Origin of the sequence: Methylobacterium phyllostachyos (assembly GCF_900103445.1) — a bacterium.
GTDB classification, from domain to species: domain Bacteria; phylum Pseudomonadota; class Alphaproteobacteria; order Rhizobiales; family Beijerinckiaceae; genus Methylobacterium; species Methylobacterium phyllostachyos.
Window position 1 is genome coordinate 189,903 of sequence record NZ_FNHS01000013.1, and the last position, 24,663, is coordinate 214,565.

Annotated in this window: 19 protein-coding genes, 1 tRNA gene and 2 rRNA genes; 6 read left to right on the forward strand and 16 right to left on the reverse strand. The window is 69.9% G+C overall.

All coding sequences use genetic code 11. The annotated features are described in order from the left end of the window. The 8 genes from BLQ49_RS20950 to rfbC form a co-directional block, all read right to left on the reverse strand. The gene (locus tag BLQ49_RS20950; protein ID WP_091719248.1) at positions 1 to 1,140 is read right to left on the reverse strand and encodes a GNAT family N-acetyltransferase; all 1,140 of its coding nucleotides are present in this window, start codon (positions 1,138 to 1,140) and stop codon (positions 1 to 3) included. Next, positions 1,137 to 2,477, reverse strand: coding sequence for a lipopolysaccharide biosynthesis protein (locus BLQ49_RS20955; protein WP_091719250.1), 1,341 nt, complete (start codon positions 2,475 to 2,477; stop codon positions 1,137 to 1,139). The genes BLQ49_RS20950 and BLQ49_RS20955 overlap by 4 nt, the downstream gene beginning before the upstream one ends. A gap of 56 nt (positions 2,478 to 2,533) precedes the next feature. Next, complete coding sequence (locus BLQ49_RS20960; RefSeq protein ID WP_244507703.1) at positions 2,534 to 3,367, reverse strand: SGNH/GDSL hydrolase family protein; 834 nt, start codon at positions 3,365 to 3,367, stop codon at positions 2,534 to 2,536. After that, positions 3,364 to 4,461, reverse strand: coding sequence for an OpgC family protein (locus BLQ49_RS20965; RefSeq protein WP_091719254.1), 1,098 nt, complete (start codon positions 4,459 to 4,461; stop codon positions 3,364 to 3,366). The genes BLQ49_RS20960 and BLQ49_RS20965 overlap by 4 nt, the downstream gene beginning before the upstream one ends. A gap of 426 nt (positions 4,462 to 4,887) precedes the next feature. Next, positions 4,888 to 5,787 (reverse strand): glucose-1-phosphate thymidylyltransferase RfbA, encoded by a 900-nt coding sequence (rfbA, locus tag BLQ49_RS20975; protein WP_091719256.1) that lies wholly within the window; start codon positions 5,785 to 5,787, stop codon positions 4,888 to 4,890. After that, a complete protein-coding gene (gene rfbD, locus BLQ49_RS20980; RefSeq protein ID WP_091719258.1) occupies positions 5,784 to 6,689 on the reverse strand; it encodes a dTDP-4-dehydrorhamnose reductase in 906 nt (301 codons plus the stop codon). Before rfbD ends, rfbA begins: the two co-directional genes overlap by 4 nt. Then, positions 6,689 to 7,738 (reverse strand): dTDP-glucose 4,6-dehydratase, encoded by a 1,050-nt coding sequence (gene rfbB, locus BLQ49_RS20985; protein WP_091719260.1) that lies wholly within the window; start codon positions 7,736 to 7,738, stop codon positions 6,689 to 6,691. The genes rfbD and rfbB overlap by 1 nt, the downstream gene beginning before the upstream one ends. A gap of 93 nt (positions 7,739 to 7,831) precedes the next feature. After that, positions 7,832 to 8,383: a dTDP-4-dehydrorhamnose 3,5-epimerase gene (gene rfbC, locus BLQ49_RS20990; protein WP_091719262.1), complete on the reverse strand. Its 552-nt coding sequence runs from the start codon at positions 8,381 to 8,383 to the stop codon at positions 7,832 to 7,834. A 180-nt stretch (positions 8,384 to 8,563) separates the two neighbouring features. Here rfbC and BLQ49_RS20995 point away from each other — a divergent pair, with 180 nt between their 5' ends. After that, positions 8,564 to 9,475 carry a DUF6925 family protein gene (locus BLQ49_RS20995; protein WP_091719264.1) on the forward strand — a complete coding sequence of 304 codons (912 nt, stop codon included), beginning with the start codon at positions 8,564 to 8,566 and terminating at the stop codon, positions 9,473 to 9,475. A gap of 49 nt (positions 9,476 to 9,524) precedes the next feature. Here the strand turns inward: BLQ49_RS20995 and queE are convergent, their stop codons facing one another. Next, a complete protein-coding gene (queE, locus tag BLQ49_RS21000) occupies positions 9,525 to 10,157 on the reverse strand; it encodes a 7-carboxy-7-deazaguanine synthase (RefSeq protein WP_091719266.1) in 633 nt (210 codons plus the stop codon). A gap of 253 nt (positions 10,158 to 10,410) precedes the next feature. Here queE and BLQ49_RS21005 point away from each other — a divergent pair, with 253 nt between their 5' ends. The 4 genes from BLQ49_RS21005 (at position 10,411) to BLQ49_RS21020 (ending at position 14,719) form a co-directional block, all read left to right on the forward strand. Then, positions 10,411 to 11,895 carry a D-alanyl-D-alanine carboxypeptidase family protein gene (locus tag BLQ49_RS21005; protein ID WP_091719268.1) on the forward strand — a complete coding sequence of 495 codons (1,485 nt, stop codon included), beginning with the start codon at positions 10,411 to 10,413 and terminating at the stop codon, positions 11,893 to 11,895. A gap of 56 nt (positions 11,896 to 11,951) precedes the next feature. Continuing rightward, the gene (locus tag BLQ49_RS21010; protein WP_091719270.1) at positions 11,952 to 13,043 is read left to right on the forward strand and encodes a CobW family GTP-binding protein; all 1,092 of its coding nucleotides are present in this window, start codon (positions 11,952 to 11,954) and stop codon (positions 13,041 to 13,043) included. A gap of 104 nt (positions 13,044 to 13,147) precedes the next feature. Next, the gene (locus BLQ49_RS21015) at positions 13,148 to 13,945 is read left to right on the forward strand and encodes a hypothetical protein (protein WP_091719272.1); all 798 of its coding nucleotides are present in this window, start codon (positions 13,148 to 13,150) and stop codon (positions 13,943 to 13,945) included. A 63-nt stretch (positions 13,946 to 14,008) separates the two neighbouring features. Further along, positions 14,009 to 14,719, forward strand: coding sequence for an endonuclease III domain-containing protein (locus BLQ49_RS21020; protein WP_091719274.1), 711 nt, complete (start codon positions 14,009 to 14,011; stop codon positions 14,717 to 14,719). 20 nt (positions 14,720 to 14,739) lie between these two features. On the opposite strand, the gene BLQ49_RS21025 is transcribed toward BLQ49_RS21020, so the two are convergent. The 4 genes from BLQ49_RS21025 to BLQ49_RS21040 form a co-directional block, all read right to left on the reverse strand. Continuing rightward, on the reverse strand, positions 14,740 to 15,057 hold the full coding sequence (locus tag BLQ49_RS21025; protein WP_091719276.1) for an HPr family phosphocarrier protein: 318 nt from the start codon (positions 15,055 to 15,057) through the stop codon (positions 14,740 to 14,742). A 104-nt stretch (positions 15,058 to 15,161) separates the two neighbouring features. Then, on the reverse strand, positions 15,162 to 19,511 hold the full coding sequence (locus BLQ49_RS21030; RefSeq protein WP_091719278.1) for a translocation/assembly module TamB domain-containing protein: 4,350 nt from the start codon (positions 19,509 to 19,511) through the stop codon (positions 15,162 to 15,164). Further along, the gene (locus BLQ49_RS21035) at positions 19,512 to 21,449 is read right to left on the reverse strand and encodes an autotransporter assembly complex protein TamA (protein WP_091719280.1); all 1,938 of its coding nucleotides are present in this window, start codon (positions 21,447 to 21,449) and stop codon (positions 19,512 to 19,514) included. Positions 21,450 to 21,688: 239 nt separating this feature from the next. Continuing rightward, on the reverse strand, positions 21,689 to 22,606 hold the full coding sequence (locus BLQ49_RS21040; RefSeq protein WP_091719282.1) for a LysR family transcriptional regulator: 918 nt from the start codon (positions 22,604 to 22,606) through the stop codon (positions 21,689 to 21,691). Between the two features lie 99 nt (positions 22,607 to 22,705). Between BLQ49_RS21040 and BLQ49_RS21045 the strand changes: the two genes are divergently transcribed. Then, on the forward strand, positions 22,706 to 23,722 hold the full coding sequence (locus BLQ49_RS21045; protein ID WP_091719284.1) for a zinc-dependent alcohol dehydrogenase family protein: 1,017 nt from the start codon (positions 22,706 to 22,708) through the stop codon (positions 23,720 to 23,722). Between the two features lie 149 nt (positions 23,723 to 23,871). Here BLQ49_RS21045 and BLQ49_RS21050 read toward each other — a convergent pair. The 3 genes from BLQ49_RS21050 to BLQ49_RS21060 form a co-directional block, all read right to left on the reverse strand. Continuing rightward, positions 23,872 to 23,948, reverse strand: a tRNA-Met gene (locus tag BLQ49_RS21050). Positions 23,949 to 24,079: 131 nt separating this feature from the next. After that, a 5S ribosomal RNA gene (gene rrf / locus BLQ49_RS21055) occupies positions 24,080 to 24,195 on the reverse strand. Positions 24,196 to 24,363: 168 nt separating this feature from the next. After that, positions 24,364 to 24,663 (reverse strand): 23S ribosomal RNA (locus BLQ49_RS21060); the annotation flags it as partial.

Sequence of the window (24,663 nt, forward strand, 5' to 3'; positions counted from 1 at the left end):
TCAGTGCCGCCGCAGGGCGCGTTTGGCGGTGGCGCGAGCTTGCCGTTCGAACTGGGCGAGCCTGAGCCGCCGCTCCAGGGACAGGGCGTGGCCGCCCGGCGGCAGCGCGATGATCTCGGCGATCGGGGTGCGGTCGCGATACAGGCTTTCGAGGGCCGAACCTTCGAGCGTCGCCGAGTCGAGGCGCTCGGCGAAGCCGGTCTGGTGGCAGGCGCGCACGATTTCGGCTTCCAGCAGCAGCCCCGGGGCGTGGCTGCGCAGCTCCTCGTCGTAGGCGGTCTTCAGCAGGGTTGCGGTGCCGCCGGCGACGAGGGCGAGGCTGACCGAGATCGGCCGCCCGTCCACGGTGAGCGCATCGGCCCGGATGCGCACCGGGCCCGGCCCGTCGGCGAACAGGGCATGGGCCAGCGCCTGGGTCTCGGGCCGGCAGGCCATGGCGGTGCCAGCCTGCCCCTTCCAGCCCGCGCGCTCCAGATCGAGGAAGGCGCCGACGAGGCGGGCGAGATCCGCGCCCGTTGTGGCGCTTTCGAACGCGACCGCGCCGGTCTCCGCCAGGCGCCGGGCGCGACGGCGCAGGTCCTTGAACCGGGACCGGCTCGGATGATCGGCCAGGAAGGTGTCGTGATCGGCCCGGCGGTCCATGACCGGACGGTCGAAGGCCGCGACCGTGCCGAGGGCCCAGCCGCGCGCGCGCATCGCCGCCAGCATTTCGGGGACGGCCCCCTCCTCCGTCGGCAGCAGCGGCCAGCGCCATGCCCGGCCGCCGGAGGCCGCCTCAAGGGCTTCGACCAGATCGTGGGCATGGGCGGCGCGCTCGGGCCCGTCGGCGATCAGGGGCGCGGTCGCGGTCACGAAGGGCGAGAGGAATGGCCGCATGACCCGGGCGCCAAGCCCGGACAGATCCCAGGTCGGCGCGCAGGGCAGCAGCGCGACGAGCCGGCCGCCCGTCTGGACGGTGACGAAGCGCAGGCTGGGCGGCAGCAGGCCGGCGGCGCCATGCGCCGCCATGACGTGCCGCGAGACATGCGGATTTGGGGCGGCGGCGCTCGCGAACAGGGCATCCCAGGCGGTCGCATCCGGGGCTGCGGCGTCGGCGACCGGCAGGTGAGTTGCCCGGAGGGCGGTGCGCGCGAGTCTCATCGGACGTTTCCCGCGGACCAGACCGGGGTCGGCAACCCGTGCATCCGGCCGGCGGCGCGGGCCAGGATCCCGGCCCGCGCGACGGTGACGAGCGCCACGGCCCCGGCGGCCCCGAGCGCCCCGAACCCGGGCACCAGGATCAGGCACAGGAACGCCGCCGCACTGAGCGAGCCCGCGGTGATCCCGGCGCACAGCCGCTCCCCGCCCAGCATGGTCAGGAGATCTTCGCCGGGCCCGAACAGGCTCGCCGCGACGCTGCCGGCCACGAGGATGCCCAGGATCGGGATGCTGTCGCCGAGCCCGGGGCCGAACATCGCGAGGAGCAGCGGCGAGGCGGCGAGGATCGCGCCGCCGACCGCCACCGTCGCGGCCGCGGTGAGCTGCGCCTGTCGCCGCACGAGCTCGGCCAGGAGGAAGCGGTTCGCCTGCGCCTGGGCGGCGCTGTAGCGCTGCAGCGTCGCGGCGCTGACCGCGAAATGCACGAAGACCACGAATTGCTGAATCCGCGTCGCCGCGAAGTAGATCCCGACCTCGGCCGGGCTCACCAGGGCGCCTAGCACGATGACATCGACGAAGGTGAAGCCGGCATTGGCGAGATCGATGGCGGCGATCGGCAGGCTCGTGCCGAGCCACGTGCGCCACCGGTAGCTCCGGGGACCGTCCGACAGCGCCCGGCGCAGACGGGCCGCGAGCAGGGCCGCCTGAATCGCCGTCGCTGCGGCGGCGGCGACCAGCATGCAGGCCATGGCGACCTCCGCACGCGGCGGCGCCCCGAGCAGGATTGCCGCGACCATGGCGGCCATCATCAAGGTCTGGCGCAGGAGATAGGGGGGTGCGATGGCGAGCCCGATCCAGTTCTGGCTGCGCGCCACGCCCTCCAGATAATCCTGGAGCGCGAAGAGCGGCATCACGCCAAGCGCAACTGCGATCGGTGCCCGGTAGGCCGGCGCAAACAAATCGGGCTCTAGGACGAGCAGGGCCGCCCCAAGGCCGGCCACGGCCAGGGCCGCGCCGCCGGTCATCAGCGCGCCGGCCCGGATGTAGCCGCGGGCGAGATCGAGATCCCCCTGGGCCTGGTTGGCCGGCACGAACCGGCAGGCGCCCTGCGACAGGCCCAGCGTCAGGGTGTGGCCGAGCATCGCCGTCCAGACCCAGACGGAGGCGAAGATGCCGTAGGCGTCCCAGCCCATCAGCCGCGCCGCGAGCACCTGGGAGCCGTAGGCGAAGCCGGCCGAGCCGACACGGATCGCGAACACCGTGAGCGCCGTCCGCTGCGGGCCGCCGCGTAGGGCGCTCAGGCGTCGGAACGCGCGGATCGGGAGAGCCGTGGCTGACACTACGCGCTCCGCGCCGGACCCGGGTCCGGCGGGTGGCCGACCTCTGGTTGCCCGATCTAACCCGGGGCCCGTTGCGGCCCGGTTAAGGGCGATGTGGCGGGGGTGGCCTTCGGCTCTGCGGGGGCATCGGTCCGCCCCAGTGAGGTGACGATGGTGAGCGCTACGTGCTCGGCCATGCACCGCAGGCCGAGATCGTTCAACCGGAACTGGCGCCCAAGCATGTGCCCCTCGCCCCGGTCACTGCGGCTCGACAGGTAGTGCAGCGCCTCGTAGCGCCGCACCAGGGGCACCTGCTGCTGGGTCGCCACGGTGCGCACGGCCTCGACGATGCGGTTGTAATCCGCATCCGCCGCCATGCTGGCGGTGTAGATCGGATCGACCAGAACCACGTCGATCCCGTGGGACCGGATCCAGGCGACGGCCTCGCTCAGCGCGGACTCGAAGGCCTCGGCATCCACCCGGGCGATGGCGTCGTGGGTTCCGACCTGCCAGATCACCAGATCGGGCTCGGCTTCCACCACCATGGTGCGCAGGCGCTCGGCCGCCCCGGAGGCGACCTCGCCCGGCAGGCCGCGATGGTCGATCACCACATCGACCTTCGGCAGGGCCCGCTCCAGCGCGGTTTCCAGCTTGGCCGGATAGGAGGCGGAGGCGCCCGGTGCCGCCGAGCCTCCGATCGCCAGGAGTTTCAGCGGGCGCTTCTCGGCGAGCGCCGCCTTGACGGCCCCAAGCCGGGCCGCCGTATAGAGCTGTGCGCCCGGCACCCGGCATTCCTGGGACAGGACGGATTCGTCACCTGTAGGATCGGCCGGCTGTTCCGCCAGCGCCGGCAGCGCGGCGCCGGCGAGGACCAGGGCCGCCAGGATCGGAACCCGGAAAGCCGCCCTCATGGGCGCGGCCTCGAAGACTTGGTGCGGGTGCGCCATTCGACGAACCATCCGGTGAGCCCCAGACCGATCAGGCCCGAGCCGGCAACCAGCATATCGATCAGCCGGCCGCCGCCGGTCTGGAAACGCACGAGCTGCCCGACGAGGCTCAGGATCGAGCCCATCGAGAAGACAGCCAGGGAGTTCCGCCCCAGCTGAGACAGGAACCCGACGATGCGGCCGATCCGCGGGGCGAGCAATGCGTAAACGGGTGCAAAGGCCAACAATACCCCGAGAAAATGTACCAACCGCGCCGGGGTTAGGTAGGTTTTCTCGAATGTGAACAGCAGTCGCGGCTCCGGGACCAGCATCGGGTCCGGCCGGATCTCGGTCACGGCGAGCACGATGCCCGCGACGACGAGGACGACGCCAGCAGGGAACAGCCGCCGCGACCAGCGGCGCAGGATGTCGGAGCGCGCATTCCATCGCTGAAGCACGAAGCCCAGCACGAGAAGCAGCTGCCAGCACAGCGGATCGAAGTACCAATCACCTTCCCCCGGCCAGGAGGGCAAGTTCCACTCGAAAACGAGGCTCGCGAGATAAATGCTCGCGGATAGGACCAGTGCTGCAATGAGGTTGACACGACCCACGAGTACGAAGACCGGTGCGACACCGATCAGGACCACGTAGAGCGGCAGGATGTTGAAGTAGCCGAGCTGGTAGGTCAGCAAGGCCATGCCGCAGACCGACTGGATTGGATCCGCGAAAAAGCCGCCGGCATTGTGCCATTCGAGGATGAGCGGGTTGTCGAGCAGGAGTGCCGCGCCCGCGATGATCGCGAGCGCCAGCAGCATGACGGTGAGCTGCGCCCGGTAAACCTCCACGGTGCGGGCGAGGAGCCGTACCACGCTCCGGCCCGGCGCTTCCGGGACGCCGTCGCGGCCGCGGGTCGCGATACCGATCGACCAGCCCGCCAGGAATACGAACAATTCGGCGGCGTCCGAGATTCCGTATTGCGAGAAGGTGTAGCGCTCGAAGGTGTTGCCCGGGATGTGATTGATGAAGATCGTCACCAGGGCGAAGCCGCGCCAGAAATCGATCGCGTTGGGGTCCCGCATCTTCGCGGCGGCTCCGATTTTCGATGCGTCCGAGGGTCGGCGGCGGTGTGGCGGCTCCTGATACGGTGCCGCGTCGGGTCTGCAAAGGCGAACAAAGGTGGGGATCGCACCGCGGGCCGAACTGGCACTTCACACCCGCGTTACGTCTCGGCACGGGCCCCGGACCGATGAGCCGCCCAGGCTCAGATCGGGATCGGTGCGGATCGGCCACGACGGTGACGGGCCCGAAAGCCTCGTCGCGCGGGTGATGCCGCTGAGCCGCGATGCAGATGCGGCGACAGCGGATGACAGGCCCGACCGCACGCCGCGACGGGCCGAAAACGACAAGCTTATGCGCGGGACCCGCATCGGCTGCGATGCGCGTCGGGGCGCCCTCAGCCGAATGGGATTCCGGTTCGGTGCAAACGCGCGCGGAGGACGCGCCGCCTACTTGCCCCGGCGCAGCCGCAGATCGTCCTCGCTCTCGCGGGCAAGCCGCAGCAGGTTCTGGCCGTAGCTGGTCTTGGCGAACATCTCACCGCGGGCAACCAGCTGGTCGCGGGTGATGAAGCCCTGCAGGTAGGCGATCTCCTCAAGACAAGCCACCTGGAGCCCCTGCCGGTGCTGCAGGGTGCGCACGAACTCGCTCGCCTCCAGCAGGCTGTCGTGGGTGCCGGTGTCGAGCCACGCGTAACCGCGCGACATCCGCTCCACATGCAGCTGGCCGCGCTGCAGGTAGGCCTCGTTGACGCTGGTGATCTCCAGCTCGCCGCGGGGCGAGGGCTTCACGTCGGCGGCGATGTCCAGGACCTGATTGTCGTAGAAGTACAGGCCGGTGACAGCCCAGGTCGATTCCGGGTTCTGCGGCTTCTCCACGATCTTCGTCGGACGGCCGGCCTTGTCGAGGTTGACCACGCCGTAGGCCTGCGGATTGTCGACGTGATAGGCGAAGACCGTCGCACCGGTCTTGCGCGCCGCGGCGCGTTCCAGAAGCTCGCCCATGCCGGCGCCGAAGAACAGGTTGTCGCCGAGGATCAGCGCCACGTCGTCGTCGCCAACGAACTCGCGCCCGATGATGAAGGCCTGAGCGAGCCCCTCCGGTCGCGGTTGCAATGCGTAGGAGAATTTCAGGCCGAACTGCTCGCCGGTGCCGAACAGGCGCTTGTAGTTGTCGAGGTGCTCCGGCGACGAGATGATCAGGATCTCGCGGATGCCGGCCAGCATCAGCACCGAGACCGGATAGTAGATCATCGGCTTGTCGTAGACCGGCAGGAGCTGCTTGTTGATCGACAGCGTGGCCGGGTGCAGCCGCGTGCCGGATCCGCCGGCCAGAACGATGCCCTTCATGGCTTGGATACTCCCTCTGAGACCGGCCCGACGAGCCGGTCCAGGATGTCGTCGAGCGCCGCCTGCCAGGGGCGGGGCTGAAGGCCGTAGGCCTCAGTGAGGCTGGCCGTGGACAGGCGCGAATTGGCCGGGCGCCGGGCCGGGGTCGGGTAGGCGGAGGTCGGGATGCCCTTGACTGGAACGGCGCGTCCGCCGCGCCGGGCGGAGCCCGCAACGATCGCTTCGGCGAAGCCGCACCATGTCGTGTCCCCCGCGTTCACGCAGTGGAACGTGCCGTTGGGGGCCGCCGCGTCGGTCGCCAGACGCTGGGCGATCACCGCGAGCGCCGCGGCGAGGTCGGCGGCCGAGGTCGGGCAACCATGCTGGTCGTCCACCACGGTGAGCGCGTCTCGCTCGGCCGCGAGCCGCAGCATCGTCTTGACGAAGTTGCCCCGGTGGGGGCTGACCACCCAGGCGGTCCGCACGATCGCGTGGTGCGGATTGCCGGTGCGCACCGCGAGCTCGCCGGCGGCCTTGCTGGCCCCGTAGACGCTCTGCGGGTCGATGGGCTCGTCGGGCGCATAGGCCCCGTCCGGCTTGGTGCCGGCGAAGACGTAGTCGGTCGAGACGTGGACGAGCGGGATCCCCTTCGCGGCCGTTGCAGCCGCCAGGATCGCCGGGGCGAGCGCGTTGAGGCGCCACGCCGCGACTGGCTCGGATTCGGCCTTGTCGACCGCCGTGTAGGCGGCAGTGTTGATCACCGCACGGTAGTCGCGGGCCTCGAGCGCTGCCGCGACGGCATCCGCATCGGTGATGTCGAGCTCGGATCGGCCCGGCGCGTGGACGAGAACGCCGTCCGGCCAGGACAGGGCCTGCAGTTCGGTCCCGACCTGACCCGCACCGCCGAGGACGAGGATGTCCATCAGCCGTTCAGCCCCAGGCGCTCGCCCTTGTAGCGGCCCTCGCGGATCGGGCGCCACCAGCTCTCGTTGTCGAGGTACCACGCCACGGTCTCTTCCAGCGCCTGCTCGAAGGTCTTCTGCGGCCGCCAGCCGAGTTCGGTCTCGGCTTTGGTGCAATCGATGGCGTAGCGCCGGTCATGGCCGGGCCGGTCGGCCACGAAGCTGATCAGCTGCTCGTGCGGGGCGCTCCCCGGGCGCAGCCGGTCGAAGGCCGCGCACAGCGCCTTCACCACCGCGAGGTTGTTGCGCACCGCCCGGCCGCCGAGCAGGTAGGTCTGGCCGACGCGTCCGCGTTCCAGCACCGCGACGAGGCCCTTGGCGTGATCCTCCACGTGGATCCAGTCGCGCTCGTTCTGGCCGTCGCCGTAGACCGGCAGTTTCTTGCCCTCCAGGGCGTTGAGGATCATCAGCGGGATCAGCTTTTCCGGGAAGTGGCGCGGCCCGTAATTGTTCGAGCAGTTCGTCACCAGCACCGGCAGGCCGTAGGTCTCGTGCCACGCGCGGGCGAGGTGGTCGGAGGCGGCTTTCGAGGCCGAGTAGGGCGAGCGCGGATCGTAGCGGCTGTCCTCGGTGAAGAAGGCGCCCGGCGGCAGCGAGCCATAGACCTCGTCGGTCGAGACGTGGAGGAACCGGAAGGTCTTCTTGTCCGCCTCGGGCAGGGATTCGTAGTGGCCGCGGGCCCCATCCAGCATGGTCTGGGTGCCGATGGCGTTGGTGCGCACGAAGGCACCGGGATCCGTGATCGAGCGGTCGACATGGCTCTCGGCGGCCAGATGCATCACGGCCTGCGGCTTGAAGTCGGCGAACGCCTTCTGCACCGCGGCGTGGTCGCAGATATCGGCCTCGACGAGGCGGTGGCGCGGGTTGTCGGCCAGGGGAGCCAGGGAGATCGGGTTGGCCGCGTAGGTCATCGCGTCGAGGGTGCAGACCTCGTGGCCGAGATCGTTGACGAGGTGCAGCACCAGCGCCGAGCCGATGAAGCCGCAGCCTCCGGTCACCAGGATGCGCATGGCAGAGTACCTTCTCGGAATGGTCGGAAACGGATTGGCGGGGCGTCAGAAGACGGCTGCCGTGACGGAATTACGGCCGACACGCCGCGGCGGTCAGAAGACGGAACCGAGATCGGCAAGTTTCGGCGCGCGGCGATCCTTGTCGGACAGGATGGCCGCATCGGCCGAGACTGGCCACGGGATCCCGATTTCGGGATCGTTCCAGGCGAGCGACCGGTCATGCTCGGGGCTGTAGTACTCGTCGACCTTATAGGCGACCATCACGTCGGGTGTGAGGGTGCAGAAGCCGTGGGCGAAGCCGTGCGGGATGAAGAGCTGCGTGCCCGTCTCGGCGTCGAGCGTCACAGCCACATGCTTGCCGTAGGTCGGCGAGCCTCTGCGGATATCGACCGCCACGTCGAGGATGGCGCCCTGCAGCACGCGGACAAGCTTGGCTTGCGCCCGCGGCGCGATCTGGAAGTGCAGGCCGCGGATCGTGCCCTGCGGGGCGGAGAAGGACTGGTTGTCCTGCAGGAACGGCATGGTGATCCCGGCGCGTTCCAGGACGTCGGCCCGGAAGGTCTCGGAGAACCAGCCGCGCGCGTCGCCGAAGCGCTTCGGCACGATGCGCTTCACATCCGGGATCTCAGTCTCGATGACGTCCATGCCAACGCCCTTTCCCACAGGTCCCGTCACGAGGCGCGGCAGAGGTCTTCGCATTGACCTCTTCCGAGCTGGGCGCCTGCGTCGCCGCTCCCAACTTCGATGATGGGCCTGCGACTTCCGGTCATTCGCCTGCCGTGTCAAGGCGTGGATCTCTGTGATCTGATCACGTGGGGGCTGCGGATGAGGCGAGCGGAGCGGTCTGCGGAGGCGCTTCTCCGCGCGCAGATGGCCGATCCGCATTGCGCATGGAGTCTCGGCAGCTACGGTGCCGTGGCGACCTTCCGCCGGGATGCGGAGGAAGCCGTACGGCACCTCGACGACGGCCGGATCGGGCTCGCGACGAACCGCGGCGCGCTCGCACTGACGGCCCCCCCCGGCCTGAGGCCGATTGCCTACGAGACCGGTTTCACCGGCGGATGGAGCCAGGTGGTCGCTTTGTGCCTGACGGAGGCAGCCTGCGCGATGGGGCGGCGCACGGTTCTCACCGAACTCGGGGCAGACCCGGCCGCAGTCAGGCCGCAGGATCGCAGCGGGATCCTGTTCGATCTCGGCCTCGACCTGGGAGCGGTCGATGCCTGCGTGCGTGTCACCGAGCCGGACCTGATCGAGCGCCTTCGGGGCGCGACCGGACGGCCGCTGTTCGTGCCTGGCAATCCCGCCCTTCCGGCCCTCATGGCCGCAAGCCCGCATCGCGTGTTCCTGGCCCGCCCGGGGCGGATCGAGGTCTACACGGCGATCCCGGCGCCGGGGCAGGCCGGCGATCCGGGGCCGCACAGCCACATTCTTCCAAAACTCCTCCGGCTTCGCCTGACGCACGCCGCCACCGCCCCGATTCCGGCAGGCTGGGTGCCCGTCGCGGCTCTGCACCCGGCCCACCCGGTTCAAGCTGCGACGGGACGGCCGCTCTCCTTCGACGTGGGCCGCCACGCGGCGTTCGGGCGCCTACTCGATGCCTGGGGCGACCCGGACCTGGTCGCCCTCCGGTGCGCGGTGCTGGCCGGCGAGGAACCGGATCCGGCCGCCGTGAACGGACGTTTCGCACGCTTGGCGATTCGGGCCGCACGGGAGCAGCGCTCACTCATGGCGGCGTGAGCGCCTGCATATGCCTTGCTTCGAGATCCCGCCGGGATCCTGATCGAGCCTATGGAATCCCAATCATCTTGTGGGTCTGGAGCGAGAGCCGCCAGCGGGCGTCGCGCCGGCAATATGCGATCGCGGCTTCGGTGCTGGCGACCCGGCCCGACCCGTCGAGCGGCTGAAGGAAGCGGTGGCGGAAATCGAGGCCGACAAAATCCGCAGGGTCGGCATCGTCCTGCGGATAAACGAGCTTCAACTCGTGACCGTTCGTCTGAGCGAGGGCGTTGCGTCCCTTCGGGCTGACGCAGATCCAGTCGATTCCGGGCGGCGCCGGAAGCGTGCCGTTGGTCTCGATCGCGATCTCGAAGCCGCGCGCATGCACGGCGTCGATCAGCGGCGCGTCGAGCTGGAGCAGCGGCTCGCCGCCCGTGAAGACGACGTACCGGTTCTCCGGGCCGCCGGCCCAGGTCGCCGCGATAGCAGTGGCCAGGGTATCGGCATCGGCGAAGCGTCCGCCGCCCTCCCCGTCGAGACCGATGAAGTCGGTGTCGCAGAAGCGGCACGCCGCGGCGGCGCGGTCCGCCTCGCGCCCGGACCAAAGGTTGCACCCGGCGAAGCGGCAGAACACGGCTGCGCGGCCCGCCTGCGCGCCTTCTCCCTGAAGGGTGTGGAAGAGTTCCTTGACCGCGTAAGTCACCGTCGTCCCAATTCGTCGTCCCGGGCCGCCTCGAGATAGGCGGTGCGCCTGTCAGGCACCACCGTCAACCGCGCCGTGCAGGGCCGCGATGGGCTCTCGCCTTGCTCTTGCCACGGTGGCCCCGTTGATGCCGTGATGCAGCACGGCGACCGGATCCGGCCGCTCGGATTGTTCCCCTAATCCGGTCCGCGGGCCGGAACCGCGGCGCCTCACCGCGCCGACCCTGGCGATCCCTCTGACGAGTCGGGCACGCATGTCCTCTTCCCTCCTTCGGCGTTTCACCGTCGGGTTCGCGGCGCTGACGGGGCTTCTCGGTGCGAGCCTCGCTGGAATCCGGGCCGCGGAGGCGGTCACCGTGCCGATCCTCGTGGCCGACGTCGATTCGGGGAAGGTGATCTACGCGCAGGCGCCGACCGATCCCTGGTACCCAGCCTCGATCACGAAGCTGATGACCACCTATGTCGCCCTCGACCTCGTGCGGCAGGGCAAGGTCTCGCTCGATTCGATGATCACCATCTCGGCCGCCGCCGCCGCCGAGCCGCCCTCGAAGATGGGCTTCAAGCCGGGGACGCAGCTCACCCTCGACAACGCCCTCAAGATCATCATGGTCAAGTCGGCCAACGACATCGCCTACGCGATCGGTGAGACCCTCGGCGGCTCGATCGACAACTTCGCCGCGATGATGAACGAGACCGCGCAGCGGATCGGCATGCACGACAGCCACTGGTACAATCCGAACGGCCTGCCCGATCCGCGTCAGTGGACTTCGGCCCGAGACATGGCGGTGCTCGCCCGGGCGCTGATCCGCGACTTTCCGGATAACCACGACCTGTTCTCGATCTCGGCGATCCAGTTCGGCCGCGCCGTCATGGCCAATCACAACGGCCTGCTCGGGCGCTATCCCGGCACCGACGGGATGAAGACCGGCTTCATCTGCTCGGGCGGCTTCAATGTGGTGGCCACGGCCACGCGCAACGGCCGCCGAATCATCACCATCGTGATGGGCCAGCCCAGCCCGCGCGAGCGCGACGTGAAGGCCGCCGACCTGTTCGACTACGCCTTCACCCAGAGCGCCGGCTGGACGAGCCCGACCCTCGACGCGCTGCCGGCCTCCGCCCTGCCCCAGCCGCCTGACATGCGGCCCTTCGTGTGCGGCGGCAAGAAGGCTCCGGCCATCGAGGACGGTCCCGGGGCGATCAGCGCACCCGGCTCGGCGGCGCAGCTGATCGGTGGTTCGGCCGCCAATTCGCCCGCTTTGGCGATGGCCGCCTTCTCCAATCCGGCCCTGCGCAGCCGCACCCTGCCGCCGCGCGCACCCCTGCAGCCGATCGCCGTCTGGATCGGCCGGAACCCGGCCGAAGGTCAGCAGATTCTCGATGCCCAAGCGGCCGAGCAGAAGGCTGCGGCTGCCAACACGCGCGCCGCGAAGCTTGAAGCCGCCAAGGCCAAGCGCATCGCGGCTCTGGAGGCGGCCAAGCAGGCGCGCGCGGAGCGGGCCGAGCGGGCCAAGGCCACCAAGGAGGCGGCGAAGACCGCGCCCAAGCCGGCCGCGAAGGTCGCCGCGAAGCCGGCCCGCCCCCTTCCCCATGCGGCGAGCGCCTATACGGCTACCACGGCACCGTCGATGCCGGAGGCCAAGCCGGGCAAGGGCTTGTCCAAGCCCGCTCCGAAGACCGCGGCGCACAAGCAAGCCCCGGTCAAGAAGCCGGCTGACAAGAAGGCGTCGGCCGAGGAATAAGGCGATCGGGTGCCCTCTGCGTTGCCGCGGGCGCCGGGAGACCCCAATTCGGCACCATGTCGTTCAGCCCTGCGCCCGCCTCGGATCCGCGCCGCCCGGAGCCGATTCCACTGACTGTGCTCACCGGCTTCCTGGGAGCTGGTAAAACGACGCTGCTGAACCGGCTCCTGCGCGATCCCGCGCTGGCCGACACGGTGGTGATCGTCAACGAGTTCGGCGAGATCGGCCTCGACCACCTCCTGATCGAGGCCGTCGATGAGGACATGATCCTGCTCGGCGCCGGTTGCCTGTGCTGTACGGTGCGGGGCGACCTGATCGCCACCCTCGAAGACCTCCTGCGCAAGCGTGACAACAGGCGGATCGGTCCGTTCCGCCGGGTGGTGATCGAGACGACCGGCCTCGCCGACCCTGCGCCAATTCTGCATGCGCTGATCTACCACCCCTATCTCGTGCTTCGGTTTCGCCTCCAGGCCGTGGTGACGGTGGTGGATGCGGTGACGGGGGCCGATACCCTCGATGCGCATCCCGAGGCGGTGCGGCAAGCAGCCATCGCCGACCAGATCGTGCTCGCCAAGACCGATCTCGCCGGAGATACCGCCGGGATCCGAGCGCGGCTCGCCGCCCTCAATCCAGTCGCGCCGATCGTCGCGCCGGATGCTCCGGCCGACGCATTGCTTGGCGGCCTGTTCGGCCTCGACGGCAAGGGGGCCGACGTGCGCAGGTGGCTGGGCGACGCGGCCCTTTCGCATCCTGACCACGGCGCCGACGTCAATCGGCACGACGCTTCGATTCAGGCCATCTGCCTGACGAGCGCGGCGCCGGTACCGCGCGCCGCCTTCGAGATGTTCATGGACCTGTTGCGATCGGGACATGGACCGAAGCTGCTTAGGCTTAAGGGTATCGTGGCGCTTGCCGACGATCCCGAACGACCCCTCGTGGTGCATGGCGTACAGCACGTCTTCCATGCCCCGCTCACCCTTTCCTGCTGGCCCGATCCCGACCACACATCCCGACTCATCTTGATCCTGCGGGATCTCGACCCGGCCTTCGTCCAGCGGCTCTGGGATGCGTTCCTCGGACGGCCGCGTATCGACGCGCCGGATGCTGCAGCACTCTCCCACAATCCCCTCGCCATCCCGGGCTTTTGACGCGCGCCGCGCGGCACCGACCTTGAAACGCTCCGTCCAGGTTGCGCCTCAGGGGCGCCGAAGCGTCCCGATATGGGACGGAGCGTCGAAAGGCAGGACACGCGATGGCGCCACGCTTCACCGTGATACAGGGCGGTCTGTCCGAGCAGGCCGAGCCCGCGGGGCAGCGGACATGGCAAGTCCTGGATCGGGCCGCCGGGTGGCAGGTCGATCTGCGCAGGCTCGAAGGCGTGGATGCGCATGCGGGTTCTGCGCGACGGGCCGTGCTGGTCCGGAACATCGGGACCGATCCGCGCCGCGACTTCGATCACCTACCGCCCCTGGCTCAGCACCGTTCGGCTGGCCATAGCGTCGCGCTCGCCTGGGACCGCGACGCCGAAATCGGGCGCGAAGTCTTTCAAGGTGTAGAGCCGTGGGCGATGCCGTATCCGGTCCGGGGGGATCGCGCCCCTTCCTGCACACCCCCTGAGACGGAAATCGCCGGGCTTGTCGCGCAAGCGGCCGCTGAGGCTGTCGATCGGGCTGTGAAGGCGCGCCTCCGGACGCTGCGGCGGCCGATCCGCCTCGTCGGCGCGGCCGAGCCCGTCCGGGTCTCATCGCCGGTTCGTCCCGCGCCGGCAGCGAACCGTTCGACGCGTCCGCCCACGGTTCCGGCCACGGCGTTCATCGGGATCCGTCCTGTCGGATGGGACGCAGCCGCCGCCCCGGTCCGCCCGCTGACCGAGTCGGCGGCTCTGCGCGACCCGGCTGCGGTCTCGCAAGGCCGCCTGGTCGGTCGTTTCTTCAGAGGTTGGGGGGCGCTGCGGATCGAATTCCTCCGGCGGGCCGGTGAGGTCGTTGCCGGCACACGCCGTCTCGGAACCGGCGCGGCGTCGGCGCCGTGGCGTCGGGCACGGGCCTGAACGGTCAATCCGCCGCGCGGGCGCGACCTGTCGGGCTTCCAGGCTGAACGCTAGCTCCCCGGTATGGCGCGCGACACCCTCCACGGCCTCCGATCAAACCCAGCCCGGTCGCGCGCCACGTCCGCGCTGCCGCCCGATAGCGGCCAAGCCGACCGGGTCGTCGCCGTGATGGCGCGTCTCTGCGAAGCCGATCCGGATCCGAAGGCCGGATTCGACGACAGCGATCCGTTCCGGCTGCTCGTGACCGTGCTGCTCTCGGCACAGTCCACGGGCCCGACGGTGGCCCGCATCGCCGAGTTGCTGTTCACCGCCGTTCGCGATCCCGCCGGCATGCTGGAGCTGGGTGAGGCGCGCATCACCGAGATCATCCGGCCGGTCGGCCTCGGGCCCTCGAAGGCGCGCAACATCGTCAAGCTGTCGGCCGCGCTGATCTCGGAGTTCGGCGGCACCGTGCCGCGCAGCGCGATCGAGATGCGCCGTCTCCCGGGCATCGGCCGCAAGAGTGCAGAGGTGACGGCGAACTTTGCCTTCCACGAGCCGGTGATCGCGGTCGATACGCACGTGTTCCGGGTCTCGAACCGGATCCCGCTCGCTGCCGGTGCCACCGTGGATGCCGTCGCCGACGGGCTCGCGCGGATCGTGCCGGAGCGGTTCAAGGACGGAGCCCATGTCTGGCTGTTCCGCCACGGCCGCGACACCTGCACGGCCCGGAAGCCCGCCTGTCCGCGATGTGTGGTCTCGGATCTGTGCCTGTGGCCAGGTAAAGCGCTTTGAACGCGAGGACCCGAGGGCGGTTACTCGTCCTCGCCGAACCGGTTCGCGAGTAGCGCCTCGATGGCATCGAGGCACGCCTGGGCATCCTGGCCGACGGCGGTGACGGCGATGCGCGTGCCCATGGCCGCGCCCAGAGTCAGTAGGCCCATGATCGAGCGTCCGCCGACCGTCTCGCCCGCCCGGGTGACCGTCACTGCGGCGTGGTAGCGCTCGACGGTCTGCACGAACTTCGCGGAGGCCCGGGCGTGCAGGCCGCGCCGGTTGATGATCGGCAGCATCCGCAGGAGGCCGCCTTCCGGCACCGGGGGATCGTCATCCGTCTCGAAAAGATCGTCCATCGTCCTGGGTGTTTCCCGCCCGATCCGCGGCTGTCGCGACCGCTTGCGCCGAACCTAAATCTTTGACCGGGCATGTCTATCCCGCAGGATTGCCGGTCTGCGCCTTACCACTCGTATTCGGCGCCGACGCCGAGGCTGGTCCGGCCGTCGCTGCCGGCCTCGCCCTTCAGCTTGATCCGCCGGGTGACGTCGAAATCGACGCCCACCGCCGTGTCAGCAGGCTTGGCGCCAGCCTTCACCCCGACGCTGACCCGGTCGGAGATGTAGCGCGAGGCGCCGAGCGCCGGGCCGCCGCTCGCCCCTGTCGAGACGTCGAGGCTGTCGAGGCCGAGCCCCTTGCGCGCCTGTTCGAACACGTCCGGTCCGGCCGCCCCGCCCGAGAGCTGCGCGACCGCCTGGGCGAGCTGCAACGCCTGGAACGGTGACAGGCCGCCAGCAGCCTTCTTGAAGAGCAGGCGCGACAGGATCTCGTCCTGCGGTAGCACCGGATCGGAGGTCAGGGCGAATTGCGGCGCGTCGGCCGGTCCAGTTACCGCGACTCGGGCGGTCACGTCGCCGGCCTTGGTCTCGGCGGCGAAATCGAGTTCCGGCGTGGTCAGGCTGCCCGCGAAGGTCAGGCGGCCCCGGCTGAAATCCAAGCGCTGTCCGACAAGTTCGAAGCGGCCGCGCCGCATCGCGAAGGCGCCGACCGCGTTGGGCGCGAGCGATGTACCGGTGACCCGCAGCGATCCACCGAGTTCGGCATCGATCCCGCGCCCGCGCACGAAGAAATGGCTCGGGGCATCGACCGTCACGTCGAGGGTGGCATCGAAGGGGACGGCGGGCTTCTTCGGCCGGCGTCCGGGCGCCGCCTTGCGCTCGGCCCGCCGGGCCAGCCGCACGCGCACCTCCGGCGGCGTGTTGACGTGGCGCACGCCCGGTAGGGGACGCACCGTGGCCGGCAACCGATCCGGCACGGCGACGTCGATCGAGGCGACATCGACGCGGCCGGAAATACGCGGCGTCCGGGCCAGCGGTCCGGCTAGGGTCAGGTCGAGGCTCGACACGGCGGTCATGAGCGGGCTCGACACAAGCTCGGCCCTATCGGCGACGACGCGGAACTGGCCGGGGAAATCGGGTTCGAGCGCCACCCGACCCGTCACCGAGACCCGGCCGCCATTGCGAGTCGCCGCCGTAAGGCGCTCCACACTCAGACTGTCACCCCGGCCGGTCACCCGTCCCTCGATGCCCGTCAGGCGAATGCCGTTGAGCGGATCGGTGAAGCTGCCGGCGGTGAGGATCGCTGCGCCCTGCGCCCGTGGAGCGGCCAGCGTGCCGGTGACGCCGCCGTCGATCGTGATCTTCCCAGCGACGCTCTGACCGCCGACGCTCAGCAAGGAGTTGGCCAGCGCCGCATCGAGGGTGCCCCGGGCGTGGAGGTCGAGCGCGCCACCGGTCTCGACCGGAAACGTGCCCGCGACCGTCAGGGCGACGCCGGGACCCGCATTCATGCGGCCATCGAGGCTGCCCTGCCCGCCTGACACGGTACCCCTGGCGCTGGCACTCACCGGCGGCAAGCCAGCCTTCCGCGTCTGTGGTGCCACGAGCTTGGACACCGTCACTGCGTAGCGACCCTCCGGCCTGTCCGCCGGTCCGTGCAGCTCGGCATCTCCGTCGAGCGTGCCGGAGAGGGCGAGGTCGGGCGCGGCGATTCGCGCGAGCGACAGGGGCAGCGCTCGGATAGCGACCCGCAGATCGAGATCGCGCCCCACCCGTCCGTCGAGGGAGACCCGTCCGGACCCCGCCGCGATGGCGAACCGATCAATCACCGCACCGCCATCCCGCAGGGTGATCGTGGCTGGGCCGGACAAGGCGAAGCGGTCGCCTCCGCGGGCGGCGGCGAGGCGCTGGACCTCGATGCGAGTCTCATCGGCTGGGACGATGCGCGCAGCCCCGTCGAGGCCGAAGCCCCGGGCTTTCGCGGTCACAGTGACGTCGCTGAAGGCCGGGCTTCCGGCAGCCAGGAGCCGGACCGAGTCGATCTGCTGGCCGGCGGCGACCAACCGGTCGGCATCGAGATGCCCGTCGAGGACCGGATGGGCGCGCAGGTCGCGGCCCCTCAGATCGGCATCGAGGCGTGTCAGGGCGTAACCGCCGTAGCGCAGGGCCGCCCCAGTCCCCCGGATGACGGCATCCTGGCGACCATCGTCGCGGGCCAGCGTCACGGCCACGTCGAGGCGGCCGGCTATCGGCTCAGGCGTGAGCGGCGAGACATCCTCCAGGTTCGCCGCCCGCACCGTCAGCGAGCCAGCCGAGAGCCAGGTATCGGTTGCGACCGCAGCGTTGCCCGCCACCGCCACCGAACCGAGATTGAGCGCCAGCCGGTCGAGCACCCAATCCGCGCCGACGCGGGCGCCGTGCGCCTCGCCGGTCAGCGGCTTGCCGGCGACGTCGCCTAAGAGTTGCAGGCTACCCTCGGGCGCTAGGAGGGCATCCTTGAGCAGGGCCTCGACGCGCAGGTTGCGGATGGGTTTGCCGTCCGCCGTGGCGGCGGGGGCAGTGACCACCGCCGCAAGATCCGGGTGCTCCAGGGAGCCGGTGAGGCGCGCATCGACGGCGGCGCGCCCGGTGAGACGACCGTCGAGATCCGCGAGGCTCCGCAGGTCCAGCCGGCCCGCGACATCGGCCGTCTGCGAAGTCGCCGCACCCTGCAGCGTTGCGGTGAGACCCTGCCCCTCCAAGCGCAGGTGATCGAACCCGTAGCCGTCATAGGATTGCGACATCCGCCCCTGGAGGGAGGGCGTCCGTCCGAGCACCCGGTCGACTGCCGCGATCCCGGTGGCGAGGCCCGCAGTGGTGACCGTGAGATCGGCCGCGATGGCCTTGCGCGCCGGATCCCCGCTGAGCCGCGCCTTGGCATCGAGGGAGCCGGCGAGCCCGCGCCCGGCGAGGCCGGAGAAGACCGCGAGATCCGGCAGCGCGGCGTCAAGCGTGCCGCCCAGCGTGTTCTGGCCGATCCGGCCGGTATAGCCCGCCCGGGCGGTCTCGGATTCGAGCCGGAGCGTCGATACGTCGATCACCCCATCCGGACCGGCCGCCGCCCTGAGGGTGAGCTGCGCCCGGCTTCCGAGGGCCCGACGGAGGGCCGGGTCCGCCAGCCGCAGGCCCTCGACCTTACCGTCGGCGGTGATCACGAATTGCTGGGCCGGCGGCTCGCCCCGAGGCGTGACGTCCAGCCGTGCCTCGACCCGCTCGAGGGCGGAATCGCGGCTGCGCAGGCCCGCCGCATCGAGGGTGCCGCGGATCGTCGGCGTCGCGACCGGCCCCTTGAGACTGCCGTCGAAGACGAGCTTACCGATCTCAGCCTCGCCCGCGCGCGTCACGCCGCCGTCGGTCGGCAACGCCCGCGCCTGCAGGGTGAGGTCGGCGACGCGATCCGCCGTCAGGCTGCCGCCAGCCGTGAGCCGGGCGGTACGGGAGGTCAGCTCCAGCCGGTCGATCCGGAAGGCGCCGCTGTCAGCGAAGGCAAAGCCGCCTGCGAGCTGCGTCGTGCCCGCGAACACGGAAGCGGCCGGGCCCGGCACAAGACCCTCGACGCGGGCCGCAAGGTCGAGGGCGAGGCGCCGCTCGGCGCCGATCCGCGAGATCTTGGCGCCGCCCTTCGCGCCGATCTCGGGGCCGGCCGCGAAATCGAGTTTGGCGGACCACGCGTCGAGCGTCCCGGTCCCGTCGAGGTCGAAGTTGATGGGCGGTGTGCCGGGGATGTTGGCCGCCTTCGAGAGCAGGCCACCCGCGGGCTCCACCAGATTCGCCTTCAGCTCCAGCCGGTCGCCGGTCGGCACGTAGAGCAGGCTGAGCAGGAAGCGCCCGGCGGCGTCGAGGCGCTGCGCCCGGGCCTTGAGCTCCAGCCCCTCGCTCGCCGCGCCGAGCTTGGCGCGCCCCTCGGCGGACAACCGCGCGGGCTGCCCGGCGACCGGCTCGCCGAGAATCAGCTCGCCGAGCTTGAAATCCTTGATCTCGACCTTCACGGGCAGGTCTGGAAGCAGCTTCCCGTCCGGCTTGGCCTCCGGCGGGGTCGGGCCGGGAACGGGGCGGCGCAGCACCTGGATCTGCCCGATCTCAAGGCTGTCGACCTCCAGCCGACCCGACAGCAGGGCGAGCCGCCGCCAGACGATCCGGGCCTTGTCGAGCTTCAGCCAGACGCCGTCACTGTCGCTCACGGCGACATCTCGGATGGTGGCGTCCGAGGACAGAGCGCCGTCGATCGCGCCGATGGCGACGCGCGACGATGGTGTGGACAGGGCCCGGGACAGGAGCCCGCCGAGAACGGACTTGTCGCCCTCGTCAGCGCGCGTTCCCGTGGCGACGGCGGTCCCCAGGATGGCGAGGCAGAGCAGGACGAGCAACAAGCCCGCGGGTGCGGGGTTGGAGACAGTCCTTCGGTGTGGTCCGGTGCGGCCGCGTAGATCAGCCATTCAGAACGCCTGCCCCAGGCTGAGATACAGAACCGCCGGACGGACGTGCCCACCCTTGTAGGGGTCGAGCGGGAAGGCGAGATCCGCGCGGATCGGCCCGATCCCGGTGTAGTAGCGCAGGCCGATGCCGACCGATTTCCGGATCTTCTCCTCGAAATCCGGCAGCGCAGAGGCGAAGGCCGTGCCCGCGTCGAAGAACGGCACCACGCCGATTGTGTCGGTGACCTTGATGCGCGCCTCGACCGACGCCTCCAGCAGGCTGCGGCCGCCGATCGGCAGGTTGTAGGGTCCGATCGGCCCGAGGGTCCGGTAGGGATAGCCGCGCACCGAGCCGCCGCCACCCGCGAAGAAGCGGAAATTGTCGGGGATCTCGCCGAGCGGTGCGCCGGAGACCGAGCCGAACCCGATCCGCCCAGCCAGGATGTAGCGGGATTCGTCGTCCAGCGAATAATAGGTCGAGCCCTGCGCCTTCGCGACGAGGATGCCGGGCGACGAAATCGCCCCCGGGTAGGCCGCGAGCGAGGCGATCGCCCGCACCCCGCGGGTTGGATCCAGGAGGTTGTCGGTCGAGTCGTAGGTGACCGAGGCCGGCACGCCGATCAGCCGGTAATTGACCGTGCCCAGCGCATCCTTGGAGCGGCCGACCTGCGCGTCGAGCCCGATCTGGGCCGAGAACGTGTCGGAGAACCGGTGCCGGATCGCCGCGGAGGCGCCGCCGCCATCGACCAGATAGCTCTGCTGCACCTCGCGGGTGACGAAGGCGTTAGCCAGCAGGTCGTTGCGCGAGCCCCAGAGCGCCGGCTGGACGTAGGTGGCGGAGAGACGGCCGCCGAGCCCGTTGGTGCCGATGCCGGCGATCTTGCGCTGGGTGGCGAACGGGTCGTTCCCAAGGCCGAGATAGTAGATGTCGGCGTCGATGCGGAATGTCTCGCCGCCGCCGAACAGGTTGCGGTTGGCGTAGTAGGCCCGCACCCCCGGTCCATCAACCGTGGAATAGCGCGCCGAGATGCCGATGAGATTGCGCTCCCGTTCCGTCACCTCGACGAAGAGCGGCAGGTTGCCGTCGGCGTCGAGCGCCGTGCCCTCGCGGACCCGCACGCCGCCGATCCCCTCGATCCGCGCCACCGACCGCCGGATCGCCGCGACCGCCTGCGGCGAATAGGGATCGCCCGGCTCCGCGTAGATGAAGGACCGGATCGTGGCCGGGTCGATCCCCGGTGCCCCGCTGACCGCCACCGGACCGAGGCCAGCGACCGGGCCCGGAACGACCGTGAAGGTCACATCCATGACGTGGACGGAATCGTCCACCACCGGATCGCGGGTAATCACCTTGGCGAAGGGGTGACCCTGGGCGCGGAACTCATCGACGATCCGCGCCTCACGGGCCAGCACCGTGGCGGAGCGCGCCGGGACATCCTCATCGACGCGGGTGATCCGCGGCGGCAGGATCACCTCCGGAAACGGGCGGCCGGCCGGATCGCGCACCACGATCCGACGCAGGTGATAGAGCGGCCCGAGATCGACCGCGATTCGAACTGGGACGAGACCGCGATTGCGCCACGCCTCCGCGGCGCCAACCGCCGCAGCGTCCTGCCCCCCGACCGAGGCGCCGTCGATTCGGATCGCGACCGTGCCCTGGTAGTAGCCGTAGCCCGACAGGACATCGGCCAGCTTGGCGCGATCGGCCTCGGCCCGGCGCAGCAGCCCCTCCCCGTCCGGAGGCGGTTCCTGGCGAAGGCGGTAAAGGGTCGACGTATCCTGCACGGCTTGGAGGACGTCGGAATCGTCGGTGCCGGTGATCCGTACGTTGTACGGCAGCGCTGAGGGGCTCGGCGCCGGCGGTTCGGGTTCGCTCCCGAACAGGCCGAACAGGTCGAAGGCCTGCGCCGGACGCGGTGCGGCCGCCAGCACCAGAAGCGCGCTTGCGCCGGCCAGCATCAGCCGTGGCAGCGCGCGATGCGTGCGGGCCCTGAATCCTGGGTTGGCGGAACCGGAAACGCGCAAACCGCGCTCTTCAGTCCCGATGGAGGTCGGCCGTGCCGCCCGTCTGGATCATCATCGCTGCTATCCCCCTACGCCGCGTGATCCGACGTACCCCAACCTATCTTAAGGCGCCGTGCCGCTCAGGCCAACTCTGCGGCGCGCGTCGTCCAAGGCCGATCGCGGGATCGGCGCGGTCACGCCGGCAGGGCGACGCGAGCCGGAAGGGCGGCGGCGAGCGCATCGATCGCGAGACGGACCCGCAGCGGCAGATGCGGCGTCTGCGGCCAGAGCGCGTGGCTGTCGAACACGTGCGCCGCGAGGTCACCCAGCACAGGGACGAGCCGCCCGGATTCGACATCGTCCCGGATCAGCCAGCACGGCAGCCACGCGAGGCCGTGGCCGTCCAGGGCGGCGTCCCGAATCGCGCCGACATCGTCGATATGCATCCGGCTCGGCGGGATGATCTCCGTCGCCGGACCGCTCGGCTGCGGGAACAGCCAGGAGCGCGGCCGGTCGGGGCGGCCGTAGAGGATCGCGCGGTGCCGCGCCAGATCGGCGATCGACTGCGGAACTCCGGATGCGTCGAGATAGGCCGGGCTTGCGCAGACGCGCATCGGCTGGCGCGCGATCCGACGGGTGGTGAGTCCGGGCCAGTCCCGCAGGGCGCCGTTGCGCACCACGAGATCGAACCCGTCTGCCGCCACGTCGACCAGCCGGTCGGTGAGGCTGAGGTCGAGTTCCAGCCGCGGATGCGCGGTGGCGAGGCGTATCAGGATCGGCGCGACGCACTTGCGGCCGAACAGAACGGGCATCGAGACGCGCAGCCGTCCCGCGATTTCCCGCCGGCCCGATTCCAGCATCACGGCTGCGCCCTGGATCTCGGCGAGGGCCCGTCGCCCGTGCTCGAAGACGGTTTGCCCCTCCTCCGTGAGCGTCAGCGACCGCGTGGTGCGATGAAACAATCGGACGCCGAGCTGCCGTTCCAGCCGCGCGACGGTTCGTCCGACCGCCGAGCGGGTGAGATTCAGCCGGCTTGCCGCCGCCGAGAAACCGCCCGCCTCGACGGCGGCGACGAAGACCGGCATGTCCGCCAGGAGCTCTCGGTGGATCATTGTCGCGTCCCAGGCACCGATCGTGGTCTGAACTATCCCCCACACGGCCTGCGCGGCAACGCTAGGCTTCACCGGTCAAGCTGAATCGGGGGAGCTACGATGACGACGATGCGACGCTGGGTTTTGAGCGGCTTCGGCCGTGAGAACCTCCGATTGGAGGATGTGGCGGTCCCGGATCCGCGGCCGGGCGAGGTGTTGGTGAAGGTCGCGGCGGTGTCGCTGAACTACCGCGACAAGCTTGTGATCGCCGGTGGAATGGGCCGGGCACTCGATTTCCCCTTCACGCCGGCTTCCGATCTGGCCGGAACGATCGTCGCCTTGGGCGACGGCGTCACGCGGTTTCGCGTGGGTGATCGGGTGATCTCGACCTTTTTTCCGGACTGGATCGACGGGGTCCAGGGTGGCGACGCGCGGAGCCCGGACGGCAATGCCCTGGGCGGCGGCTATCCCGGCGTCCTCGCGGACTATGTCGCCTTCCCGGCGACGTGGTTCGTCGCGGCGCCGCGCGATCTCGATCTGGCAGAGGCCAGCACCCTGCCCTGCGCCGGGCTGACCGCGTGGTTCGCTTTGATCGAGCGCTGCGGTCTTAAAGCCGGGACACGGGTCCTCGTGCAGGGGACGGGCGGCGTCGCATTGTTCGGACTTCAGATCGCGAAGGCGCATGGGGCTGAAGTGTTCGTCACCTCCGGCGACCCCGGGAAGCGCGCACGGGTTCAGGCTTTGGGCGCCGACCACGTGCTCGACCGGGCGGGATGGGTCGAGGCCGTTCACCACCTCACCGAAGACCGAGGCATCGACCACATCCTGGAAATCGTCGGCGGACCGCATTTAGCGCGATCGCTCGAAGCCGTTGCCGTTCAGGGGCGGATCTCGGTGATCGGTGTCCTCGATGGCTACGATCTTGCCGGCTCCGCGGGGTTGCTGTTGCTCAAGACCGCGACCATTCAGGGAATTCGGGTCGGACACCGCCGCGCCCTTGAGGATTTGGTGCGTGCGGTGGATGTGCTTCAACTGAGGCCCGTCATCGACCGGCGTTACGGACTGACCGAATTGCCGAACGCCCTGGACCACCTCGACAGGGGCGCGTTCGGCAAGATCGTGATCGCGCTGGACTGAGACGGCCGGAGCGCCCTCCCCTGCCGGACAGACCACCTTGCTGGGCCAGCTGCGACGGGGAGGAGACCTTTTCTCGAACGGTCGACAAACAAAAGCCCGCCTGTTCTTTCGAACGGGCGGGCTTTTGTTGGGCTGTTGTGTCGTGAGTTTGGTTGCGGGGACAGGATTTGAACCTGTGACCTTCAGGTTATGAGCCTGACGAGCTACCGGGCTGCTCCACCCCGCGCCAAGTGTGTGCGGCGTATCCCGCTGGGCGTGCGGCCTGTGTGAGGCTGCGGCGGGGGCCGGATCGGTGTCGTGTCGAGGGAATGGCGCTGGCTCGTGTGAGCCGTGTGCGCGTTCGATTGCGATGTGCGGGTCTGGCGGCGACCGACTCTCCCGTGTCTTGAGACACAGTACCATGGGCGCTGGCGTGTTTAACGGCCGAGTTCGAGATGGGATCGGGTTCTGGGCACGCCGCTCAGGCCACCAGACCGGCGCATCGCAATTGTTTTGGCACTTGGCGGCGCAGGGTGCTGCGACGTCGAGTGCTGTGTTCGGCAAGCATGCAGCGTCGTCGCTGCGGGTCTTCTTACAACCGTGTTGTCTGGCATCGGTCAGCCTCTGCGGCTGCCGAACCAGTCCGGACACGGATCACGAGAGCGATCAAGCCAATCGGGCGATTAGTACCGGTCGGCTCAACGCGTCGCCGCGCTTGCACCCCCGGCCTATCGACGTGGTCGTCTTCCACGGCCCTCAAGGGAGGTCTCGTTTTAAGGGGGGTTTCCCGCTTAGATGCCTTCAGCGGTTATCCCGTCCGTACGTAGCTATGCTGCACTGCCGCTGGCGCGACAACAGCTCCACCAGAGGTACGTTCATCCCGGTCCTCTCGTACTAGGGACAAAGCCTCTCAAACCTCCTACACCCACGGCAGATAGGGACCGAACTGTCTCACGACGTTC